The sequence below is a fragment of the Bradyrhizobium sp. genome (genome assembly GCF_030693485.1).
Taxonomy (GTDB): Bacteria; Pseudomonadota; Alphaproteobacteria; order Rhizobiales; family Xanthobacteraceae; genus Bradyrhizobium.
Genome location: NZ_JAUYAN010000171.1, coordinates 1 through 15,213 on the forward strand (window position 1 = coordinate 1; position 15,213 = coordinate 15,213).

Here is a 15,213-nt window from a genome sequence, read left to right on the forward strand (position 1 = left end):
GGATCGGGATAGGCCTCGATGTTCAGTGTCCGGAAGGCAACGTAGCCGAGTCCGAGAAAGGCGGCGAACGCGACCATCACCAGCAGCCGCCGCGACAGGCAGAACGCGATGACACTACGCAGCATGAGCGGCTCCGGCCAACCGGCTCATTGACGCCACTCATTATCGACGAAGATCGCACCGCGCCCGACCACCCGTTCGCCAACGGCAAGGCCGCTGCGAATCTGGGTCAGGCCGGCCTGCTGGATGCCGATCTCGACCACGCGGCGCTTGAACAGCAGCGGCTCGGGCTCGACCCAGACAGTTGCAACATCGCCTTCGCGGATCACCGCGCGGGTCGGCACTGCCGGTGTGGTCGACGGCTCCGCGGTTCCGATCTTGAAGCTCGCGAACATCTCGGATTTGAGCAGGCCGTCCGGATTGCCGATCTCCGAGCGCACCATGACACGGCGTGTGTTCAGATCCGAAGCCGAGCTGATGTTGGCGATGCGCGCCTTGAAGGTCCGGTTGGGCGCGGAAGCAATCTTCGCCTCGATCTCCTGGCCGACCCGCACAAATGCGATGTCCTGCTCGAAGATCTGGGCCTTCAGCCACATCGTCGACAGGTCGGCGATCACGTACAGTGCATCGCCGGAATCGGCCTTGACGGATTGTCCCGGGCCGACCTTGCGCGAGATCACGGTGCCGTCGATCGGCGCGTTGATCGGGGTGACCCGGCTGATGGTGCCGCGCTGCTCGAGTTCGGAAATTTCGGCGTCGGTGCGACCCAGAATGCGCAGGCGGATACGGACGGCGTCGAACGCCGAATCGGTCGACCGCATGTCGCTCTCGGCGGCGGCAAGCTGCGCTTCGGCCGCCTGCAAATCCTTGAACGGAGCCGCCTTGCCCTCATAGAGATCGCGGGCGCGCTTTTCGGCGATCTGCGCCAGCCCGAGCTGGGAGCGCGCCTTGTTTCTGGCGGTCTGGGCGGCGATGAACTCGTTCTGCGGCGGCACTTGCTCGGGGCTGTCGATTTCCAGCAGCGGATCGCCACGCTTGACCTGATCGCCGACCTTGGCGATCAGACGGATGACCCGGCCGGAGAACGGCGTCAGCACGATGGTGCTGGCATCCTCATTGAAGGCGATCTGGCCGATTGCGGATCGCTGGTCAGCGAACGCGTAGGGCGTAACTTTCACTACTTCAAGCTGATGCATTTGATCGGCGACGACCCGCACGAAGTCCTGCCCCCTTGTTGTGCCCTCGGCAACAGCCAGCGATGTGTGCAGCGCAACAAAAAACAGCCCGGCCGTGAGGCCACGCAGCAGTCTGGCTGCGATGAAAACCGCCATGAACCGGTACCCCTCCCTCGTACTCCTACTGAAAGTTTCGTACGGACATTTACGCCTCTTGCAGACGCGGACCCTATCCCTGGTCAAATGGAGGACCAGATCCGCTGCGATGGCGACGCATAGCGGACGCCGCCTTGTTTCGCCAGCAGCAATTGCGAAACAAAGGAAGCGTCGGAAAGCGCGGCCCGGTTGAAAACATGGTTTGCGGGCGCCTCCAGCAACGGCTAAAAGCGGCCGGAAAGCGACCTCCACCACCGAGGGTCAATGCTAACCAAACATGTCAATTGGTTTCGGATCATTAGAGGTCAACGCGGGGCCGTGGGACTGGCCTTGATGGCGGCTGGCTTGATTGCCGTTGCGGGACTGCTCTACCCGGGCAAGCCGCTGATCGACAATTCCGAGATGTCGAGCCAATCCCGCAAGGGGATGCAGCGTTACGTCCCGACCCGGACCGAATGGGCCAGCCTGACCATTCAACCGGTGACCGAACGAGCCTTCCACACCGAGCATGTCACCGAAGGCAAGATCGCGGTCAATGAGGATCGCTCGACCCCCGTGTTCTCGCCCTATGCCGGCCGGGTCACAAGATTGCTGGCGCGACCGGGCGACAGCGTCACGCAGGGGCAACCGCTGTTCGTGGTCGAAGCCACCGACAAGGTTCAGGCACAGAACGATCTGGTAGCCGCCGCCAGTGCCCTGACCAAGGCCAGATCCCAGCTCGACCTCGCACAGCTGCAGGATCGGCGCGCCAGGGACCTGTTCGAGGGCAAGGCCGTCCCGCTCAAGGACTACCAGCAAACGCAGGCAACCCTGACCCAGGCGCAAAACGACCTGCGTTTGTCGCAGACGACGCTGGAAGCGGCACGCAACAAGTTGCGGATCCTTGGCTTGACTGACGACGCCATCTCCGCCTTTCAGGAGAAAGGCCGCATCGATCCGGAAACCCCCGTGTCCTCGCCCATTGCGGGCACGGTCGTCCAGCGCAGGATGGGCCCCGGTCAATATGTAAACTCCGGCGCCAGCGAGCCGGTGTTCGTGATCGCCGATCTTTCCACCGTCTGGCTCACCGCGTTTGTGCGCGAGACCGAAGCATCCGGGGTTGCGATTGGGCACGAATTGACATTCGGCCTGCCCGCATTGCCCGGCCGCACGCTGACCGGCCGCATCGACTACGTCGCGGCCGCGATCGATCCCGCGACCCGCCGGCTGATGGTCCGTGCTACCGTGGAAAATCCCACCGGCCAATTGAAACCGGAAATGTTCGCCACCGTGACCATCTATGCCCCCGGCGATTGGGTCTCGGTTGGCGTTCCGAAACAGGCGCTGATCTTTGAGGGCGACCAGGTGCGCGTCTGGGTCGCGCATGAGGACAAGACGATCGAACTGCGCCAGATCAGGACCGGGCTCGGCAAGGGCGAACTCGTCGAGGTCTTCGGTCTGAAGCCGGGCGAGCAGATCGTTACGAAAGGCAGCCTCTTCATCGACCGGCCGCCCGGCAGCTGATCCGGTTTATGCGCTGCCTGCCGTTGCCAATTTCAGCGAGACCGATTCCCATACCGCGACAACGACCATGATCGCCGTGGTCAATATCGAGAGCAGCAGCGGCGACATCCCGCCGGCGAACCAGGCCAGAATGCCGAGCGCGACAATGCCGGCGCCGTGCGAAAGCTGAAGAAATCCGCGAATGGTGTGCTTGAACAGGATGGTCCCCAGCAGGAACAGCATCGGTCCGCCGATCGCGCTCAGAACCGTCTTTAGGTCGGAATGACCGCCGGGATGCATGAGGACGAGTTCGTCGGCGACCGCCGTAACGATGATGCCGGCCACGATCGGGATATGCAGGTAAGTGTAGGCCAGCCGCGCCAGCCGCCCCGGCTCGCTGGATTTTGAGATCAGCTCGGAGCCGGCTTCCGCGCCCTTGTGGAAATAGATCCACCACATCACCACCGTGCCGACGAAACTCGATGCAAAAGCGCTGACCGTCTCGATAGTCCAGGTCAGCTTGGAAAAGGTCGCGCCGGTGACGACGACGGATTCGCCGAGCGCGAGAATTATAAACAGCCCAAAGCGCTCCGCCATGTGGCCGCCCTCGACCTGCCAGTCGGCGACCTGCGACGCGCCGTATTTCGGAATCCAGAACCGCGCCGCCGCCGAACAATATTCGATGCCGAGCGCCACGGCCCACAGCAGCAGCCGGGACTGTCCTTCGGCCAAGCCGCCGGCAATCCAGAACACCGCCGACAGCGACAGCCAGACCGTGATACGAATCGCATTCATCCGCGCCGCCGGCTGCGACGGCGGCGTCGACACCCACAGGAAGACGGTCTTGCCGACCTGCATCGACGCATAGGCCACGGCAAACCACAGCCCCCGCGATTCAAAGGCCTGCGGAATCGAGGTGGAGACCACTAGCCCGCCGAGCATCAGCGCGAACAGCAGGATCCGCACCGGCGTCTTTTCCGGATCGAGCCAGTTGGTGATCCAGGAGGTGAAGACCCACACCCACCACACCGCCAGGAACAGCAGGGTGGTCTGCAGCACGCCGAGCGGGGTGAAGTGGGCGAGCAGCGTGTGCGAAATCTGTGTGATCGCGAAAACGAACACCAGGTCGAAAAACAGCTCGGCATAGGTGACGCGGCTGTGCTGGTGGGGCGCGTGTATCCGGTACAGTGCGCCCCGATGCCCGTCAGCCGTCATCGCCCTGTCCTTGCGCTAGCCTTCCGGAACCCCGGTCTGCAGCGCCAGCGCGTGCAATACCCCGCCCATCTGGCCCTTCAGCGACTGATAGACGATCTGGTGCTGCTGGACCCGGGATTTGCCGCGGAACGACTCCGAGATCACGGTGGCGGCATAATGGTCGCCGTCGCCGGCCAGATCGCGGATCGTCACCTCGGCGTCGGGGATCGCTGCCTTGATCATCGATTCGATATCGTGGGCGTCCATCGGCATCCAACAGGTCTCCAATCCGGCGTTTCGAATCGCAGCCAGCATCACTGCGGCGCGGCAGAACTTAGCCCGGCTACCCTTCTACGTCACGCTTCCTGGCACTATATTCCAGTCTGATCCTTGCAAAGTCCAATCTTGCAAACCCCTGACATCGTGGCCCACGATCACAACGGGTTGACCAAAAAGAGACTGTCCCATGAAACTCCCCGGCCCAGACCACTCCATCACCATTACCGCGAATCCGAAGCGGGTCCGCGTCCTGGCCGGTGGCATCGTGATCGCCGACACCACCCATGCCCTGACGCTGAAGGAAGCCAGCTACCCGGCCGTGCAATATGTGCCGCGCGGCGACGCCAATATGGCGCTATTGGCACGCAGCGCCCGGGTGACGCACTGCCCCTACAAGGGCGATGCGAATTATTTCAGCGTCAGCGCCGGCGGCAAAACACTGGAAAACGCGATCTGGACCTATGAGACGCCATTCCCGGCGATGGCCGAAATATCGGGCCATCTGGCGTTCTATCCGGACAAGGTCACGATCGAGGAAGTGAGCTGAACGTCTTTTGCTCAAACCCCGGAGACAATCTGCCTCGCCGCGAACCGGGACTGCGCGTTTCGTGCCGTGTGAGGCCTTGCTGAATCCGGTTCCCGGTTGCAACATGAATCGCAATCACCCGGCCGGGGGCACCCATGACGACGATTTCCGACACCGTGGCGGCTGCGGATGCGCCCGCCGCGCCACAAGCGAAGCCGCGCAATCCCTCGCTCGACCGCGCCCGCACATTTCTGACGCTGATCGTGCTGCTGCACCACGCCGTCATCCCCTATACCTATTACGGTCACACCGATCCGAAGTCGTTCTTCGGCTTCGACATGATCGTGCTCGCCACCGACAGTTTCTTCATGGCGATGTTCTTCTTCCTGTCGGGCCTGTTCGTCTGGCCCGGCATCGCCCGGAAGGGACCGCTGAACTATCTGGCGGACCGCCTGCTCCGGCTTGGCCTGCCGTTCGTGATCTGCGCATTCACGGTGATTCCGCTCGCCTACTATTCGTTCTCCCTGCGGCACCATCCCGAAATCACCTTTTCGGAATTCTGGTGGAACATGATCACCGTCGGGCCCTGGCCGAGCGGGCCGATCTGGTTCCTCTGGGTGTTGCTCAGTTTCGACGTGGTTGCCTGCATCCTCTATCGGCTGTCGCCCCATATGCTCGATCCGATCAATCGCCTCTCGCTGCACGGTCGCCGCCGGCCGGCAGTGTTCTTCCTGGTCATGCTTGCCGTCACCGCGGCATTCTACATCCCCGGACGGGTTCACTACGGAGCCGGCAGCTGGTTCGAGTTCGGTCCGTTCTCGGTCCAGCACGGGCGCGTGATGCTTTACGCCACCTATTTCTTTTTCGGCGCCGGCATTGGCCTCGCGTTTCTGGACCGCGGGCTGCTGGCGGCGGACGGCCGGATGGCGAAGGTCAGCTGGGACTGGATGATCCTGGCGATCGTTCCGTATTATCTGATGTGGGTGCTGATCTCGATCAAGCGCGAAAATCTGGGGAATCCGGTGGACCTGCCGGACTGGTATGAGGGGCTCTATGCCGTCTGCTTCACGGTCTTCAGCGTGGCCATCCTGTTCCTGATCCTGGCCTATTTCCTCAGGTTCGCCAGTTCAGGCAGAAGCGTGTTCGATTCCATGCAGGCCGATGCCTACGGCATATTCCTGGTGCACTATCCGATCGCGCTGTGGCTGCAATACTGGCTGTTCGACTACAATATGCCGGCGACCGTGAAAGCGCCCATCGGGTTTGTGCTGACGGTCGCGTTGAGCTGGGCGCTGACGCGCGCGTTGCGGAAGATTCCGGGGGCGAAGCGGGTGCTGTAGGAATCGCGTAACCCGGATGGATCGCAGCGCAATCCGGGCCGCGGGGCTACAGACTCAGGACACCTTCGCGTTCATGTACGCCGGCAGCCAGCTCTCGAACGCGGCATCGAGCGTCTTCACCGACACCGCCGCCTCGCCCGCGATCGCGATGGCGTCGCCGCCGCTGGTTCCGATCCGCGCGCAGGGCACGCCGGCGCCTTTCATCTTGGCCAGCACCAGGCCGGCCTGCGCCTCCGGCACCGTCACGATGTAGCGCGCCTGATCCTCGCCGAACCAATACGCATGCGGCACGATCGCGGCAGGCGCCGCCAGCAGTTGTGCGCCGATGCCGCCGGCAATCGCCATTTCGGCGAGCGCGATCAAGAGCCCCCCGTCGGAGAGATCATGCGCCGCGGTCGCGGTGCCGGCGTGGATCATGCCGCGCACCACGTCGCCGTTGCGCTTTTCCGCCGCGAGATCGACCGGCGGTGGCGCGCCCTCTTCGCGGCCGCAGATGTCGCGCAGATAGACCGATTGCCCGAGCCAGCCATGGGTCTCGCCGATCAACAGGATCGCCTCGCCCCCGGCCTTGAACGCCAAGGTCGCGGATTTGGTGAAATCATCAAGCAGCCCGACGCCGCCGATCGATGGCGTCGGCAGGATGCCGCGGCCGTTGGTCTCGTTGTAGAGCGAGACGTTGCCGGACACGACCGGGAAGTCGAGCGCGCGGCAGGCTTCGGCAATGCCCTTCAGGCAACCGACGAACTGGCCCATGATTTCGGGCCGCTCCGGATTGCCGAAATTCAGATTGTCGGTGATCGCCAGCGGCCGGCCGCCGACCGCGGTGATGTTGCGCCAGGCTTCCGCCACCGCCTGCATGCCGCCCTGATATGGATCGACCTCGCAATAGCGCGGCGTCACGTCGACGGTCAGCGCCAGCCCCTTCGGCCCGTCCTGCACCCGCACCACGGCGGCATCGCCGCCGGGCCGCTGTACGGTATTGCCAAGGATGACGTGATCATATTGTTCCCAGACCCAACGCTTCGAGCACAGTTCGGGCGTGGCGATCAGCTTTTCCAGCGCCGCCGCCACGCCGACCGGCGGCGTGACGTCACGCGCATGAATCACCGGCAGCGGCTGCGACGGCACATGCGGCCGGTCGTACAGCGGCGCCTCGTCGCCGAGCTCCTTGATCGGCAAATCCGCCATCACGTCGCCGCCATGCTTGACCACAAAACGCTTGCTCGGCGTGGTGTAGCCGACCACGGCGAAATCCAGCCCCCATTTCTTGAAGATCGCCTCGGCCTGCTTTTCCTTCTCGGGCTTCAGAACCATGAGCATGCGCTCCTGGCTTTCCGACAGCATCATCTCGTAGGCGCTCATGCCGGTCTCGCGGGTCGGCACCGCGTCGAGATCGAGATCGACGCCGAGATTGCCCTTGGCGCCCATCTCGACCGCCGAGGACGTCAGGCCCGCCGCGCCCATGTCCTGGATCGCGATCACGCAATCGGCTGCCATGATTTCGAGGCAGGCTTCCAGCAACAGCTTTTCCGCGAAGGGATCTCCGACCTGAACCGTCGGCCGCTTATCGGCGGAGTCCTCGTCGAATTCAGCCGACGCCATCGAAGCGCCGTGAATACCGTCGCGCCCGGTCTTGGAGCCGAGATAGACGATCGGCATGTTCACGCCGGAGGCCGCGGCATAGAAAATCTTGTCGGTGTCGGCGAGCCCGACCGCCATCGCATTGACCAGGATGTTGCCGTCGTAGCGGGTGTGGAAACGCACCTGGCCGCCGACAGTCGGCACCCCGAAGGAATTGCCGTAGCCGCCGACACCGGCAACCACGCCCGACACCAGATGCCGGGTTTTGGGATGTTCCGGCGCGCCAAAGCTCAGCGCGTTGAGGCAGGCGATCGGCCGCGCGCCCATCGTGAAGACGTCGCGCAGGATGCCGCCGACTCCGGTGGCCGCGCCCTGATAGGGCTCGATGTAGCTCGGATGGTTGTGGCTCTCCATCTTGAATACGACGGCCTGTCCGTCGCCGATGTCGATCACGCCGGCATTCTCGCCCGGCCCCTGGATCACCCATGGCGCCGAGGTCGGCAGCCCGCGCAGATGCAGCCGCGAGGATTTGTACGAGCAATGCTCGTTCCACATCGCCGAGAAGATCCCAAGCTCGGTAAAGCTCGGAACCCGGCCGATCAGCTTGAGGATACGCTCATACTCGTCGGGCTTGAGGCCATGGCTGGCGACGAGTTCAGGGGTGATCTGAGGCTGGTTCATGGGGCTCTTTTGGGCGATTGAGGTCCCTTATTAGGGAGATCGAGGCGGGTGGAAAAGGCCTTTTACGGCGCATTTTCCCGCTGTCCATACTTTTGCGGGCGATCCATGCATTGCGGGGGTTTGCACATCAGGTGTGGATCGGATTTAAGACACAAATCCCCGAAATGAAGGGCCTCTTCCGTTGGACGACTTCACCAAATCCGCATTCCTCAACCGCCCCGATCTCCATGTCGAAACCGAAGGTGAATTCGCCGGCTGGCGCACCTGGACCCGCGACAACTTCGAATCCCACAACGGGCCGTTCTGGCACCGGATGGAGGATGACGGCAGCGTGCGCTGCGCGTTCCGGGTCGGGAAGAAGCATCTCAATGGCATGCGCAACGTTCATGGCGGTGCCTTCATGACCTTCGCGGATTATTGCCTGTTCGCCTTTGCCACGCCGGTGCTGCAGGGTCCGGGGGTGACGGTGTCGTTCGGCTGCGAGTTCATCGACGGCGCGCGCGAGGGCGAACTGGTCGAAGGCACAGGCGAGATCATGCGGGCCGGCGGCTCGATGATTTTCCTGCGCGGCTTGCTGACATCAGGCGAACGCTCGCTGTTCACGTTTTCCGCCACCATCAAGCGGGTGAAGTGGAAGCCGCCGGCCAAAGCAGGTGCCGTTGCCACCTAGCAACGCAGAAAGCGGCGCCAAGCCTGCGCCTTCTGCCGGCTCTCCACCAGCCCGGCGCAACTGGCGCGACTACGCGCTGCTGCTGGCGCTGGCCTGCTGCTGGAGCTCGACCTATCCATTGACGAAAATCGGTCTCGGCTCGATTCCGCCGGTCACCTTCATCTCGGCGCGCTCGCTGATCGCGGCATTTTTCCTGATCGCCATCCTGTATGCGCGCGGTATGCGAATTCCCGGCGATGCCAGGGCCTGGAAGCTGTTCGCGCAGCAACAGACCATCAATTCCACGATCCCGTTCCTGATGATCACCTGGGCGCAGCAATATGTGGCGGCGGCGCCGACCGTGGTGCTGGCCTCGACCACGCCGATCTTCGCCTTCCTGATCACCTGGGGCATCACGCGGCACGAGCCGGCCACGCTGTTGAAACTGGCCGGCGCCGTGCTGGGGCTCGCCGGCACCGCCGTGATCATCGGCCTCGATGCGCTGGGCGGCCTCGGCGGCAACATCTTCGCCGAACTGGCGATCCTGCTCGCCACCGTCTCCTTTGCCTGCGCCACGATCTTCGGGCTGCGGTTGACCGAATATGATCCGATGGTGGTGGCGGCGGGCTCGCTGCTGTTCGGCGGCCTGCTGCTGTTGCCCGTCGCATTGATCGTCGATCATCCCTGGACCTTGCGGCCGACGACGGAAGCGCTGGTCGCGACCATCACCATGGGGATTTTCTCCAGCGCGTTCGGGCTGATGCTGTTCTACATGTGCCTTTCGCGTTTGGGCACGCTGACCACCAACGCGCAAGGCTATTTGCGCATTCCGATCGGCGTCGGCCTGTCGGTCGTCCTGCTCGGCGAAACCGTGCCGTCCAACCTGGCGCTCGGCCTCGTCCTCGTGATGGCCGGCGTCGCCGCCATGACCATCCCCGGCGACAGCTACCGGCGCTGGATCGACCGGTTTCGAAAAGCGTGATGGGACGAAATAGTTGCCGTCGCTACCGCGGGTGCCTATCTTGCGACGCCGGAGAAAATCGATGACCACATTCGCAATCGAGGGCGGCTGCACCTGCGGGGCCATACGCTACCGCATGACTTCGCCTCCCCTGATCGTTCACTGCTGCCATTGCCGCTGGTGCCAGCGCGACGGCGGCGCGTCGTTTGCGCTCAATGCCATGATCGAAGCCGACCGGGTCGAACTGCTCTCGGGCGAGCCTGACGTCGTCGTGACGCCCTCGCTCAGCGGTAAAGGCCAGAAGATATCGCGATGCCCGAAATGCCGTATCGCGGTCTGGAGCAACTACGCGGGTTCAGGCGATCGCTTCCGCTTCGTTCGCGTCGGCACGCTCGATACGCCGGATGCGCTGCCGCCGGACGTGCACATCTTTACGATGTCGAAGCAGCCATGGGTCGTGCTGCCTCCCGATATGCTCATCGTTGAGGAGTTCTATGACAGGGAAAAGGTCTGGCCCGCGGCGAGCCTCGCGCGGTGGCGGGCGGCGCGCAGTACCGGCGCCGGCTGAGGGTGAACTCGTTCAGAGAACGGCCCTACTTCTTCTCTTCCAGCAGCCTGCGGTATTTCTCGACATCCCGCGTCACCGCTCGCGCTCTCAGGCAGCGCGCTCCATGCGCGACGATACCCGCGACCAGACCGCCGGCCGTCGGTGCAGTACAAGACGTCCTCGACGTGAGTTTTCGGATGCGGCAGCATGCCGAGCACGCTGTTCGTTCACTGACGATGCCGGTGATGGAACGCGCAATCGCCGCGGTTTGGACTCTTCGTCCACCACGCCCGCGGGCGAGCAGAAGCGGGAGGGCACCCGCCCATCGCCCTCGAGCCGTTTCAGTGCTTCTTCATCCGCCTCGACGGCATCCTGTTGAAATGAGGCCGGCCGGAGAGCGGGCTTCCGCCCTCCCTGCGATCCGGGTCATCCGCTACATGTCGAAGGCTTCGGCGATTTCGATCGTGCCGCCGCTCGCCAGGATCGGACAGCCCTTGGCCTTCTTGTGCGCATCGGCAAGGCTCGCAGCCTCGATAAGGCTGTACCCGCTGATCGGATTGGAGCCGCCGCCCTCCACGAGCGAGCCGTCCTTCTTGACAGTGCTCGACTTGCCGACCGGATTTCCCGCATCGATCACGGCAGCACCAAGCGATCCGAGCCAGGCTCCCCAGGCGTCCATCACCTTCTTGACTTCTTCGGGCGTCCCGGGCGCGCCGCCGCCACCATGATAGGCAAAAACATACTTGGCCATGTCGTCTCCTCCGTTGCTCGTTTGTCCCCCGGTCTGGTCATTATCACCAGCTTTGCTATCCCTCCATGGCAAGTTTTCCGGTAATTTGGCCCCATTCACTGTGAAGAGCTGCCAATGCCACCGCACCATGAGGAAGGGAATCGGTCGTTCAGCCAGGTCCTTGTGTGGCTGGTCAGCGCCGGCGTGTTGCCGCAGGCGTCGCATGCCCTGAGAGCGTCGATGCAAGACGCCGGCCGCGCGCTGCGCGACGCCGTGCTCACGGAGGTGCCGGCTTTCGCGGCGTCTGGGAACCCCGAGATCCTACCCACATTCAGTCAGCATGTTGACGACCACATGCGGCAGATCCTTCGCCTGTTCGATGGCGGCGAGGTCGGGCCTTTCGAGTTCGTCAGGCAGCATGCGCGCCTCCGCGCCGAACAGCGATTTCCCCTCGAAACCGTTCTTCATGCGTACCGATGCGGCCACCTCATCCTGTCGCACTGGATCAGGGATGCCGCGACCAGGTGCAGTCCGGCTAATCTGGAAGGTGCGATCTCGGCGGTCGCCGACTTCGCCATCGAATACACAAACCTCGTCAGCTCCATCGCAACTTCCGAATACGTTGCCCACACGCGCCTGCTCGCGCAGGCCGAAGGCGACCTGCGCACAGAGCTGTTGAACATTCTTCTCAGCGGATACGACGAATCGGATGCCCGCGTCGCACGCCTCTTGCGGCGCGCAGGATACCTCGATCAGCGCCAGAGTTATTGCGTGGCGGTCGCTCAGCCGGTCAACGCGGCCGAAATGGAAAATCCGGCCCGGGCACAGCGGATCGTTAACGCCATTACGGATGCCGTGGCGGGAATCTCGCTCCGCAAGCTTGCCGGCGTTCGAGACAATCTCGTCACATTCATATTCTCGGACCGACGCCGGCAATCGGGCTGGACCGCGCCCCAGGCCAACCTTGCCGAACGCCTGCATCCGCTGCTTCTCACCCTGGGTCCTTCGGTTCTTGTCGGCATCAGCGCGGACCATCCCTCGACGTCATTCGCTCCGCGGGCGCTGCACGAAGCCAGGATCGCGCTCGACTTCGCGGATCATGCAAACCGCGTGATCGGGTTTTCGACCTTGCGGCTCCGCAGTCTCCTGGTACATCACGGTTCAAGCTATTTGCAGTCGGCGCCGCCGGCCTGGGCGTCCGCCCTCGCCAGCGCCGACGTCCGGGCCGAGGGTATCCTCGTTCAAACCCTGCGCGCCATTGCTGACGCCGACATGAATGTGCAAAAGGCGGCCCGGCTGCTCCGAAAACACCCCAACACGGTCTATGCGAGGATCGAGCGGATTCGCGAGTTGACGGGTCTCGACGGCCAGCGCTATTGCGACCTTACCGAGCTGCTGCTGGCGGCCGATTGCTGGCAATCAGGAAATCCAGTCCAGTAAAGGCGGTCCAGCTCTGCTCGAAAACCCTGGGTCACGCAGCCTTCTCCAGATGCGCCACCAGTCCTGCGAACAGGCCGCGACCGTCGGTGCAGCCCATGATGTCTTCGACGTGGTTTTCCGGGTGCGGCATCATGCCGAGCACGTTGCCGCGGTCATTGACGATGCCGGCGATCGAGGCCGCCGCGCCGTTGATGTTGGACTGCTCGTCGACCACGCCGGCGGCGGAGCAGTAGCGATAGAGCACCCGCCCGTCGCCCTCGAGCCGCTTCAGCGTCTCTTCGTCGGCCTCGTAATTGCCTTCGCCATGGGCGACCGGCACGCGGATCACCTGCCCGGCATTGTAGCCGCGGGTAAACGGCGTATCCGAGCGCTCGACCCGCAGATGCACGTCGTGGCAGATGAATTTCAGCCGGGCATTGCGCATCAGCACGCCGGGCAGAAGACCTGCCTCGCAGAGGATCTGGAAACCGTTGCAGACCCCAAGCACCAAGCCGCCGCCGGCCGCGAAATCGCGCACCGCGTCCATCACCGGCGCGCGTGCGGCGATCGCGCCGCAGCGCAGGTAATCGCCATAGGAAAATCCGCCGGGCACCACCACGAGGTCAGTTCCGTTCGGCAGCGCCGTTTCGGCATGCCAGACCATCGCGGGTTCATGCCCCGATGCGAGTTTCAGCGCGCGCGCCATGTCGCGCTCGCGATTGATTCCGGGAAAGACGAGAATGGCGGATTTCATTGTAGAAAAACCTGCTGCATCAAGTGCTGTCGATCAGCGGCGAGATCTTGATTGAAGGCCCGCATGTCGACCAAGAGTTCGTCGATTGAGACTTCAAGTTCAACAACATCGCGCGAAATTTCAAGCACCAGATCGTAAATCTGCTGATTGGATATCTCAGCCATGACCTAGCTCAGAACTTCGACTCGGTAATTCTCGATTACCGTGTTCGCTAGCAGCTTGTCGGCGGCATCCTTCAGCGCCGCTTCGGCCCTGGCCTTGTCGGAGCCCGCGATTTCGATGTCGAACACCTTGCCCTGGCGCACGCTGGTGACGCCGTCGACGCCGAGGGATTTCAGCGCTCCCTCGATTGCCTTGCCCTGCGGATCGAGAATGCCGGATTTGAGTGTAACGGTGACGCGCGCTTTCATGATTCTAGCCCGGTATTCCGCTGCGTCACCCTGAGGTGCTCGGGCGCAGCCCGAGCCTCGAAGGGCGACATTGGATTTCGTATCTCATCCTTCGAGGCTCGCCCGAACGGGCGGGCACCTCAGGATGACGGCGATCAGCTCTTGACCAGGACCGGGCCCGAGCCGATCGGCCGCTCGTTCTCGGTCAGGATGCCCAGACGCTTGGCGACCTCGGTATAGGCCTCCAGCACGCCGCCGAGATCCCGGCGGAAGCGGTCCTTGTCGAGCTTCTCGTTCGACTTGACGTCCCACAGACGGCACGAATCGGGCGAGATCTCGTCGGCGACGATGATTCGCATCATGTCGTTTTCGAACAGCCGTCCGCATTCCATCTTGAAATCGACCAAACGGATGCCGATGCCGAGAAACAGCCCGGTGAGGAAGTCGTTGACGCGAATGGCCAGCGCCATGATGTCGTCGATTTCCTGCGGTGTGGCCCAGCCGAACGCCGTGATGTGCTCCTCGGAGACCATGGGGTCGTTGAGCTGGTCGTTCTTGTAGTAGAACTCGATGATCGAACGCGGCAGCTGGGTGCCCTCCTCGATGCCGAGGCGCTGCGACAGCGATCCCGCCGCCACATTCCGCACCACGACCTCCAGCGGCACGATCTCGACCTCGCGAATCAGCTGTTCGCGCATGTTGAGCCGGCGGATGAAATGGGTGGGAACCCCGATGTCGTTGAGGTGCTGGAACAGGTACTCCGAAATCCGGTTGTTGAGGACGCCCTTGCCCTCGATCACCTGGTGTTTCTTGGCATTGAACGCGGTCGCATCGTCCTTGAAGTGCTGGATCAGGGTTCCCGGCTCCGGACCTTCGTAAAGGACCTTGGCCTTGCCTTCATAAATGCGGCGTCGACGGCTCATTGGGATGTACCGTGTGTTGTTGAAATCCATGAATTTGGTGTGCTCCGGATGACAAGGGATTGCGACCCACGACGGAGCTGCCGTGAAGGCCAGGAACGGGAAACAGAACGGGAACCGGGCCTCATGCCCAACCTATCTGATTGGCCTATCGAGCACAATCGATCCGGTCCCTTCGGGGCGAGTTTTACCCCTGCCGCCTGCGGCTTAAAGCCGGTTGTCTTAACCATTGGCTAACGTTATCTAGGCGCGCCAGAGGGCGGCCGCAACGAGGCCGCTGCACCATTTTGCCAGGGATCGGAACCGAGAAAATGAGCACATTCGACAAGCGTGAAGAAGGTTTCGAGAAGAAGTTCGCCCTCGACGCCGACCAGAAGTTCAAGGCCGAGGCCCGCCGCAACAAGCTGCTCGGATTATGGGCAGCCGAGAA

General features: G+C 63.0%; 18 protein-coding genes and 1 pseudogene. 8 read left to right on the top strand and 11 right to left on the bottom strand.

Annotated elements, in window-relative coordinates:
• Positions 1-146: 146 nt before the first annotated feature.
• Positions 147-1,331: an efflux RND transporter periplasmic adaptor subunit gene (locus Q8N40_RS12280; protein ID WP_305712005.1), complete on the bottom strand. Its 1,185-nt coding sequence runs from the start codon at positions 1,329-1,331 to the stop codon at positions 147-149.
• Between the two features lie 83 nt (positions 1,332-1,414).
• Positions 1,415-1,552, bottom strand: coding sequence for a hypothetical protein (locus Q8N40_RS12285; RefSeq protein ID WP_305712006.1), 138 nt, complete (start codon positions 1,550-1,552; stop codon positions 1,415-1,417).
• Between the two features lie 43 nt (positions 1,553-1,595).
• On the opposite strand from Q8N40_RS12285, the gene Q8N40_RS12290 reads away from it, so the two are divergent.
• Positions 1,596-2,834 carry an efflux RND transporter periplasmic adaptor subunit gene (locus tag Q8N40_RS12290; protein WP_371135683.1) on the top strand — a complete coding sequence of 413 codons (1,239 nt, stop codon included), beginning with the start codon at positions 1,596-1,598 and terminating at the stop codon, positions 2,832-2,834.
• A gap of 6 nt (positions 2,835-2,840) precedes the next feature.
• On the opposite strand, the gene Q8N40_RS12295 is transcribed toward Q8N40_RS12290, so the two are convergent.
• Positions 2,841-4,028 carry a low temperature requirement protein A gene (locus Q8N40_RS12295; protein WP_305712008.1) on the bottom strand — a complete coding sequence of 396 codons (1,188 nt, stop codon included), beginning with the start codon at positions 4,026-4,028 and terminating at the stop codon, positions 2,841-2,843.
• 15 nt (positions 4,029-4,043) lie between these two features.
• Positions 4,044-4,280, bottom strand: a complete 237-nt coding sequence (locus Q8N40_RS12300) for a BolA family protein (RefSeq protein ID WP_057838868.1) — start codon at positions 4,278-4,280, stop codon at positions 4,044-4,046.
• 193 nt (positions 4,281-4,473) lie between these two features.
• Here Q8N40_RS12300 and Q8N40_RS12305 point away from each other — a divergent pair, with 193 nt between their 5' ends.
• Positions 4,474-4,833, top strand: coding sequence for a DUF427 domain-containing protein (locus tag Q8N40_RS12305; RefSeq protein WP_305318254.1), 360 nt, complete (start codon positions 4,474-4,476; stop codon positions 4,831-4,833).
• 134 nt (positions 4,834-4,967) lie between these two features.
• Complete coding sequence (locus Q8N40_RS12310) at positions 4,968-6,152, top strand: acyltransferase (protein ID WP_305318253.1); 1,185 nt, start codon at positions 4,968-4,970, stop codon at positions 6,150-6,152.
• 54 nt (positions 6,153-6,206) lie between these two features.
• Here Q8N40_RS12310 and purL read toward each other — a convergent pair whose 3' ends face one another.
• Positions 6,207-8,414 carry a phosphoribosylformylglycinamidine synthase subunit PurL gene (purL, locus tag Q8N40_RS12315; RefSeq protein WP_305712009.1) on the bottom strand — a complete coding sequence of 736 codons (2,208 nt, stop codon included), beginning with the start codon at positions 8,412-8,414 and terminating at the stop codon, positions 6,207-6,209.
• 181 nt (positions 8,415-8,595) lie between these two features.
• Here purL and Q8N40_RS12320 point away from each other — a divergent pair, with 181 nt between their 5' ends.
• The 3 genes from Q8N40_RS12320 to Q8N40_RS12330 all read left to right on the top strand — a co-directional run bounded on the left by Q8N40_RS12320 (position 8,596) and on the right by Q8N40_RS12330 (position 10,592).
• A complete protein-coding gene (locus tag Q8N40_RS12320; protein WP_305318251.1) occupies positions 8,596-9,084 on the top strand; it encodes a PaaI family thioesterase in 489 nt (162 codons plus the stop codon).
• Positions 9,074-10,045: a DMT family transporter gene (locus tag Q8N40_RS12325; RefSeq protein ID WP_305712010.1), complete on the top strand. Its 972-nt coding sequence runs from the start codon at positions 9,074-9,076 to the stop codon at positions 10,043-10,045. The genes Q8N40_RS12320 and Q8N40_RS12325 overlap by 11 nt, the downstream gene beginning before the upstream one ends.
• 61 nt (positions 10,046-10,106) lie before the next feature.
• Positions 10,107-10,592 carry a GFA family protein gene (locus Q8N40_RS12330; RefSeq protein ID WP_305712011.1) on the top strand — a complete coding sequence of 162 codons (486 nt, stop codon included), beginning with the start codon at positions 10,107-10,109 and terminating at the stop codon, positions 10,590-10,592.
• A 94-nt stretch (positions 10,593-10,686) separates the two neighbouring features.
• Here Q8N40_RS12330 and Q8N40_RS12335 read toward each other — a convergent pair.
• Positions 10,687-10,937: pseudogene (locus Q8N40_RS12335) on the bottom strand (phosphoribosylformylglycinamidine synthase subunit PurQ); the annotation flags it as partial.
• Between the two features lie 67 nt (positions 10,938-11,004).
• The gene (locus Q8N40_RS12340) at positions 11,005-11,322 is read right to left on the bottom strand and encodes a hypothetical protein (RefSeq protein WP_305319360.1); all 318 of its coding nucleotides are present in this window, start codon (positions 11,320-11,322) and stop codon (positions 11,005-11,007) included.
• A 114-nt stretch (positions 11,323-11,436) separates the two neighbouring features.
• Here Q8N40_RS12340 and Q8N40_RS12345 point away from each other — a divergent pair, with 114 nt between their 5' ends.
• Positions 11,437-12,741, top strand: coding sequence for a CdaR family transcriptional regulator (locus Q8N40_RS12345; protein WP_305712012.1), 1,305 nt, complete (start codon positions 11,437-11,439; stop codon positions 12,739-12,741).
• A 31-nt stretch (positions 12,742-12,772) separates the two neighbouring features.
• On the opposite strand, the gene purQ is transcribed toward Q8N40_RS12345, so the two are convergent.
• From purQ to purC, 4 genes are all read right to left on the bottom strand, one after another.
• Positions 12,773-13,474 (bottom strand): phosphoribosylformylglycinamidine synthase subunit PurQ, encoded by a 702-nt coding sequence (gene purQ, locus Q8N40_RS12350; protein ID WP_305712013.1) that lies wholly within the window; start codon positions 13,472-13,474, stop codon positions 12,773-12,775.
• Complete coding sequence (locus tag Q8N40_RS12355) at positions 13,471-13,638, bottom strand: hypothetical protein (protein WP_305712014.1); 168 nt, start codon at positions 13,636-13,638, stop codon at positions 13,471-13,473. Before Q8N40_RS12355 ends, purQ begins: the two co-directional genes overlap by 4 nt.
• A 3-nt stretch (positions 13,639-13,641) precedes the next feature.
• Positions 13,642-13,884, bottom strand: coding sequence for a phosphoribosylformylglycinamidine synthase subunit PurS (gene purS / locus Q8N40_RS12360; RefSeq protein WP_305319356.1), 243 nt, complete (start codon positions 13,882-13,884; stop codon positions 13,642-13,644).
• A 134-nt stretch (positions 13,885-14,018) separates the two neighbouring features.
• Positions 14,019-14,786, bottom strand: a complete 768-nt coding sequence (gene purC / locus Q8N40_RS12365; RefSeq protein ID WP_291860075.1) for a phosphoribosylaminoimidazolesuccinocarboxamide synthase — start codon at positions 14,784-14,786, stop codon at positions 14,019-14,021.
• A 284-nt stretch (positions 14,787-15,070) separates the two neighbouring features.
• Between purC and Q8N40_RS12370 the strand changes: the two genes are divergently transcribed.
• A partial coding sequence (locus Q8N40_RS12370) for an ATPase inhibitor subunit zeta (protein WP_371135684.1) occupies positions 15,071-15,213 on the top strand: 143 nt, incomplete at its 3' end.

Bases quoted from the DNA above. Each gene is read 5' to 3' on its own strand.
- Q8N40_RS12280 (WP_305712005.1), bottom strand. From the start codon at position 1,331: ATGGCGGTTTTCATCGCAGCCAGACTGCTGCGTGGCCTCACGGCCGGG.
- Q8N40_RS12290 (WP_371135683.1), top strand. From the start codon at position 1,596: ATGCTAACCAAACATGTCAATTGGTTTCGGATCATTAGAGGTCAACGC.
- Q8N40_RS12295 (WP_305712008.1), bottom strand. From the start codon at position 4,028: ATGACGGCTGACGGGCATCGGGGCGCACTGTACCGGATACACGCGCCC.
- Q8N40_RS12300 (WP_057838868.1), bottom strand. From the start codon at position 4,280: ATGCCGATGGACGCCCACGATATCGAATCGATGATCAAGGCAGCGATC.
- Q8N40_RS12305 (WP_305318254.1), top strand. From the start codon at position 4,474: ATGAAACTCCCCGGCCCAGACCACTCCATCACCATTACCGCGAATCCG.
- Q8N40_RS12310 (WP_305318253.1), top strand. From the start codon at position 4,968: ATGACGACGATTTCCGACACCGTGGCGGCTGCGGATGCGCCCGCCGCG.
- purL (WP_305712009.1), bottom strand. From the start codon at position 8,414: ATGAACCAGCCTCAGATCACCCCTGAACTCGTCGCCAGCCATGGCCTC.
- Q8N40_RS12330 (WP_305712011.1), top strand. From the start codon at position 10,107: ATGACCACATTCGCAATCGAGGGCGGCTGCACCTGCGGGGCCATACGC.
- Q8N40_RS12340 (WP_305319360.1), bottom strand. From the start codon at position 11,322: ATGGCCAAGTATGTTTTTGCCTATCATGGTGGCGGCGGCGCGCCCGGG.
- Q8N40_RS12345 (WP_305712012.1), top strand. From the start codon at position 11,437: ATGCCACCGCACCATGAGGAAGGGAATCGGTCGTTCAGCCAGGTCCTT.
- purQ (WP_305712013.1), bottom strand. From the start codon at position 13,474: ATGAAATCCGCCATTCTCGTCTTTCCCGGAATCAATCGCGAGCGCGAC.
- Q8N40_RS12355 (WP_305712014.1), bottom strand. From the start codon at position 13,638: ATGGCTGAGATATCCAATCAGCAGATTTACGATCTGGTGCTTGAAATT.
- purS (WP_305319356.1), bottom strand. From the start codon at position 13,884: ATGAAAGCGCGCGTCACCGTTACACTCAAATCCGGCATTCTCGATCCG.
- purC (WP_291860075.1), bottom strand. From the start codon at position 14,786: ATGAGCCGTCGACGCCGCATTTATGAAGGCAAGGCCAAGGTCCTTTAC.